Genomic DNA, 4,494 nt, shown 5'->3' on the forward strand with positions numbered 1-4,494 from the left:
CGACGCGCTCACGCAGATCGGACGACAACGGCGACGACATCGACCCTCCTGTCGAAAGCAGACAGGGAATCAGATCAGCCCGCGTGTGAAAACCCAGCCCGACTCCGCGTGATCGGCAGCCGCTCTAGCTCAATTCAGCGCAGCAGAATTCGAGCGATTTACGCTGGAGTGGGTCTCCGATTATCTTGCGATAAAGGTTCCAGAGATCGTCGAGGTCCAGCAACGTGGCGGCGCTGGCGACAAAGGGCGCGATGTCCTCGCGTGGCTCGATCAGACAAAAGTTCTGAGGCGGCGGTGGAGGCTATACCAGTGCAAACACTATGGTGCAGCCCTAGGCGCTGGAATCGCAGCAGCCGAAATCGGGAAAGTGATTTTCTATACGCATCGAGGCGACTATACCGTACCGGAGCAGTATGTTTTTGTGACCCATAAGGGGGTTACGTCGCCGTTTCAAGATTTGATTGATGCGCCAGAAAAGCTCCGTAGTTTTATAATTACTAATTGGGACAAGCATTGTCGCGATGAAATTCGGAAGCAACCAGTAGATCTTAGTGTCGAATTAAAAGAGTATATTAATAATTTTGACTTTAGTATTTTTAGAGCGAAACAGCCTCTCGAATTGCTAAAGGAGCACGCTCAAACACGCTATCACCTAACTGTATTTGGGGCACCGCTCATTGACCGCGCGGTCCCCCCATCGCCACCTTCGGAGGTCACGCCCGGCGAGACTGGATACGTAACGCAGTTGTTTGCGGTAATCGGCGAACAGATGGGCGCGCCCGTTTTGTCACACAAAGAGTTTAGCCATATTGATAAATATCGGAAACTATTTGATCGATCTAGAATAACTTTCTACTCTACAGAAGGACTAAAAGAACTTGCTCGCGACCAAATGGCAGATGTAAGATTTTTCGAGACTTTGCTCGATGAGTTTGGGAATAGCTTATATCACTGGTATAGTGACATAGCTGCGTCGGGTTATCAACGTCTTCTTAATACTGTGAAAGGCTCGCAGTCGATTCAGTTAGGCAGCCACGCTTTGGCGCCGCATGTACTCGCAAATGATCGCGAGGGCATGTGCCATCAGATGGCTAATGAAGGCCTTGTCCAATGGTGCGAGTAGCAGCTAAGGGCCGCCCCCGCTATGATCGACCGTTCAATTCACCTCTAGAGTGCGGGCTACGGCTTCTTTTTGTGTTGGCAGCGGCGGATGGCCATAGATGCGATCTGCAACGTCTAATTTCTTATGATTATTTGATAGTACATTCTGGTGATGTTCTGGGAGGACCCAAAAGTTTACATCCAGCTGTTCCGTATCGCAGCAGTGAGCTGCTAGTTAAGCGCGATTTAATTCAGACTGGCCTCAATCAAATGTTTTCTCGAGAACTTTTATCTAAAAACTTTGATAAGTTTGGAATAACTTATAACTCTACAAATTTAACTGTTGCTTTTCTGGGACTTTTAAATACCGCTTACGCAGAATTACTGCGAGAACGCGCAGGTTGGCTTATATCAAAATTTCAAAATTTAGACGATCTGTTGTTGGAGCGTTATATGGCTGAAAACATCGGGCGGTGGGGCGCAGAGTTCGAGCGCATAACGGCCATAAGTGATTTGGAGCTTTAGGCATGTTGCAGCTTCGTTGCATTTTATTACGAGGCCTGAATGTTGAGGATGCAATAGTGCAATTCCTCCCATCTGGGAATATTGTCGCTGGAGAGTCCGATACAGGCAAAAGTTATCTTTTACACTGCATCGACTATATATTTGGCGCCGACGAATTGCGCAAGCGTATCCCTCAGGCTGAGCCATATTCTCAGCTTTTTGTTGAATTTGAAAATACCGCAGGCGCTTTTCTCACTTTAATGCGACATCTCTCTGGTGGAGATCTCGCTGCCCATAACTGCAGGATTAAGGACATTATTGGCGAGGGCGATAAAATTGTGTTTCGTCGCCATGGAACGAGTACTGCTATCGATGTAACTTCGGTAATTTTTTCTTTTGCTGGAATCCCTGAGGCAACTCTTCGCGCCAACAAAGATGGAAAGACACAGCGTCTTTCCATCAGAAATTTTATGCCGACCATCGTCGTCGATGAAGTTTCTGTAATCGAAGAACAGTCGCCAGTTTTGGGACGTCCTAGCTACGACAACACGGCGCGAGAGCGAATGTTCGCGTTCATGCTTTCCGGCAAAGACGATAGGGGCGTGGTTGCAGCCGAGCGGCGCGACATAGCTACGGCGCGGCTGAATGCGCAGTTAGATGTGATCATTGATCTTCTGACCCCACTTGAGCAGCGACTGGATCAAGTTGTTGCAGAAAGCCCAGACGAGACGATTGAGCGCGTTGATGCAAGTATTGCCTCCGTAGCTGAATCTTTATCACAGTTTGAGGACGAGCGAGAAGGGCTTATGAACGAGCGGCAGGCAGCAACGGAAAATATGCAGCGTGCCGAGTCTCAATTGATTGCAATCGAGGAGCTTCTTAGTCGTTATCGGCTTCTGGATGAAAGATACAGTTCCGATCTCGGGCGATTAGATTTTATATCAGAGGGCGCTCATTACTTTGATGGACTTCAGGAAATTAAGTGCGCACTGTGCGATCAATTGATGACGCCTGAGCATGCTCATGTAGCGGCAGGAAGTAGTGAAACCATCTACGCATCCGCACGAGCTAAGGCTTCAAAAATTCTCGCACAACGCCTTGACCTCGAAAATGCAGTAGCAAGCCTGATAAGCCGCCGAGTTGCTCAGAACGAGGAAAAGCTATCAACGCAAAAAAATATACTTCGAGCTAATACGCGTTTGAACAGTATTATTCAGCCTGCAATTCAAACGAACGTAGAACGCTTGCAATCACTTCTAGATCGACGGATTTACTTGGAAGCAACCCGAAGTGATCGAGAGCAGCTTGAAGGCCTACGCGCAAAGAAAGACGAAATCGAGCGTGCTGCTGAATCTCGGCGCCCTGCAAAACGCGAGTGGGAAGCATTGCCCGGGAAAGCACTGCGAGCGTTCTGTAACGAAGTAGAGTTTGTTTTGAGAGAATGGAAATGGAGCGGCACGGGTCGCGTCGAATTTGATTCGAAAAAATATGATATTATCGTAGATGGACAGGCACGCCAATCGCACGGAAAGGGCGTTCGTGCTGTTCTATATTCAGCATTTATAATTGGATTGCTTCGTTATTGCTCTAATAACAATCTACCTCATATAGGATTTGCTATAATAGACTCTCCTCTGACTAGCTATAAGAAGAAGGGCGTTCAGATTAAAGGAGCAGATGGCCCTATCGACTTGGGTGTTGAGGCCGCTTTCTGGGAATCCCTCAAGCGGGTCTCCGCAGGAATTCAGATTATCATTGTGGAGAATAAGGAACCGCCGGCTGATGTTGCGGCGGCAGTTCAATATGAGTGGTTCGCGGGAGATACAGCGTCGCCAGGCGACCGGGTTGCCTTCATTCCAGTGCCCGGTCCTGCTGGACCATTCATTTGACCGCTTGACTTAATACTCGTTTCTTTTGAGGCGTTGAGCGTTATCAGCTGGGTGCTGAACGTACTCCGTCTTGAAACCCACCTTGACACCACCCACTTCGTCAGCCCGCCGCCGTCGCGACGGCGTCGCATTCCGTCCGCCCCCCAGCCCCGTCATGCCCGGCGACTCTCCCAGTCGATCGTCCATGCCGTCTCCGGCTGACGGGGCCTGATCCGCGCGGATCGGCTCACCCCGGCCAACCGCGAAATACGATCTCCCGGCCGTGCCGGCGGCCGACGGCCGGAGGCGTCGAAGCGCATGGCCGCTGCTCCGGCCCCGCCGTAAGCCGCCGTTAAAGACGTTCCGTCATACTCGATCGCGCCGAAGTCACGGTCCGTGCGCGGATCGTCGGTCGACGAGGACGTGGGTTCTATGGTGGGTTCCGGTTCGCAGACGCGGCTCGACGCGTCCGAGTACGACGTCATCGCCTCCGCCCTGGCGGAGACCGAGCGCGGGCGGCTCTTCCTGGCGGAGGTCGCCCGCCGGCATCGCGGCGCCGACACCGACACGCTGCTCCAGGCGATCGCGCGGCTGGAGCAGGTCGTCACCCGGGACGCTGCGACCGCCGACGACCCGGACGCCCTGCGCGGCGAACTCGCGGCGATGGCCGAGGGCATCGCCCGCACCCGCACCGAGATCGCGGCGATGACCCTGCCCGACGGAGAGGACGGCCGGAGCGGGGCCGAAACCCTCGACACCCTCGTGCAGGGCGCCGAGCGGGCGACCTCCGAGATCCTGAGTGCCGCCGAGGCGATGCAGGAGGCGGCCTGGAGCCTGCGCGAGACGGGGGCCGACACGGCGCTCTGCGACGTGCTCGATCGCCGTGCCATCGTCATCTACACGGCCTGCTCGCTCCAGGACCTCTCGGCCCAGCGCACCGGCCGCCTCGTCGCGACCCTGCACGACCTCGAAGCCCGGATCGCCGCAGCGCTCGGGCAGGAGGCCCCGCTTGTGGCGGAGC

At 53.4% G+C, this 4,494-nt stretch carries 3 protein-coding genes and 1 pseudogene; all 4 read left to right on the forward strand.

The features are described from left to right. The first annotated feature begins 367 nt into the window (after nucleotides 1-367). Nucleotides 368-1,123, forward strand: coding sequence for an ABC-three component system protein (locus tag FV217_RS21870; protein ID WP_187272671.1), 756 nt, complete (start codon nucleotides 368-370; stop codon nucleotides 1,121-1,123). Beyond that, nucleotides 1,111-1,626 carry an ABC-three component system middle component 2 gene (locus tag FV217_RS21875; protein WP_147821698.1) on the forward strand — a complete coding sequence of 172 codons (516 nt, stop codon included), beginning with the start codon at nucleotides 1,111-1,113 and terminating at the stop codon, nucleotides 1,624-1,626. Before FV217_RS21870 ends, FV217_RS21875 begins: the two co-directional genes overlap by 13 nt. Nucleotides 1,627-1,628: 2 nt before the next feature. Further along, nucleotides 1,629-3,494 (forward strand): hypothetical protein, encoded by a 1,866-nt coding sequence (locus FV217_RS21880; RefSeq protein WP_147821699.1) that lies wholly within the window; start codon nucleotides 1,629-1,631, stop codon nucleotides 3,492-3,494. Nucleotides 3,495-3,905: 411 nt separating this feature from the next. Beyond that, nucleotides 3,906-4,494 (forward strand): annotated as a pseudogene (locus FV217_RS21885) (hypothetical protein); the annotation flags it as partial.

This window comes from Methylobacterium sp. WL9, from assembly GCF_008040035.1.
Classification (GTDB): domain Bacteria; phylum Pseudomonadota; class Alphaproteobacteria; order Rhizobiales; family Beijerinckiaceae; genus Methylobacterium; species Methylobacterium thuringiense.